Source organism: Mesorhizobium sp. NPDC059025, assembly GCF_042739655.1.
Classification (GTDB): Bacteria; Pseudomonadota; Alphaproteobacteria; order Rhizobiales; family Rhizobiaceae; genus Mesorhizobium.
The window spans coordinates 1-1,307 of the sequence record NZ_JBHYIM010000039.1; the positions used below are offsets into that span (position 1 = coordinate 1).

The 1,307-nt window shown below is 67.9% G+C and carries 1 protein-coding gene; it reads right to left on the bottom strand.

The genetic code is table 11. The annotated features are described in order from the left end of the window. Positions 1 to 1,307, bottom strand: a 1,307-nt coding sequence (locus ACFWYE_RS30995) for an autotransporter-associated beta strand repeat-containing protein (RefSeq protein ID WP_379115825.1), incomplete at both ends; no start/stop codon positions are given.

Consider the following 1,307-nt stretch of genomic DNA (forward strand, 5'->3'; position numbering starts at 1 on the left):
GTCGTGCGAGCCGGCAGCGGCATCGCCGCCGATCTCGGAGGTGCCGCCATAGGTGGCACCCCAGCTGCGCCAGCGACTGTCGAAGACTTTTGCGACAAGACCGCCAAGCCGATCCGACTTTGCGTCGAGCGCTGCGAAGGGCTTGTCGCCATCTGCTGCCGGCTTGTCATCGGCGAAAGCCGATGCAGTGTCGCCGGCGCCCTGCCCGCCACGGCCCGCCAGCGCCTCGCCCGACAGCAGGCCGAGGAACTGGTCCGTGCCATGGATGCCTGAGCTGATCGCGCCGGCTGCCGGCTCGCCGGAGACCAGCGAGAGGCCGGCGCTGTCGAGGGCACCGAACTCGGCCAGGATACCGCCCTTGGCATCGAAATAGCCGACGATGGCATTGGCCACCGAGCGCTGGTTGCGGTTGAGCGGATCGAAGACCGGCCTGCCGCCGGGCTCTCCTGGCTTGCCCGGCTCCCCGGGATTGCCGGGCTCACGCATGTCGAGATCGAGCGCGAGATAGGCATTGTTGCCGTCATAGGCGAGCTTGTGCTTGAAGCCGGTGGGGGCGGTTCCGGTCAGGCCGACGAAGCTGGTGCCGCCGAGCCCACCCTGCGCATTGAGCAGGGTGTAGGTCTTCTGGATGTAGGTGGCGGCAGCATAATTGGTCGACACCGTGCCGCCCGACAGATTGGCGGTTCCGCTGACATTGGTGCGGTCGGCGGAAGCCGGATCGAGTTCGACGGCATAGGTCGAGCCGGCGCCCATGACCAGGTTGCCGGCGATGGTGACGGTGCCGATCGAATTGCCGGGCGCCAGCGTGCCGCCATTCGCCACGGTCACCGAAGCCAGGGTGCCGGTGCCGCCGAGCGTGCCGCCTGTCTCGACCGTGATGCCCGCTGACGATGCGATCGAGCCGTTGACCGACAGCGTGCCCTGCTTGACGAAGGTCTGGCCGGTATAGGTGCTGGTTCCCGACAGCATCAGCTTGCCGGAACCGGACTTGGTGAAGGAACCGCCACCGGAGAGGGAACCGGAGAAGGTCGAGTTGCTGGTCTCGTCGACGGTGAGGTTGCCGCTGCCGAGTGCAACGGAGCCGGCGCCCGAGAGTGTGCCGATGATCTGGTCGAGGCTGCCGAGGTCGAGGCTGGCGCCTGCCGCCACCGACACCGCGCTGCGGGCCGAGAAGGAATGGGCGACACTGGCGCCCAGCGTGCCTTGCGAGATCGTGGTGGTGCCGGTGTAGTCGTTCTGCCCCGACAGCGTCAGGGTTCCCGCCCCGGTCTTGGTCAGGTCGCCGGCACCGGTGATGTCGGCGGCGA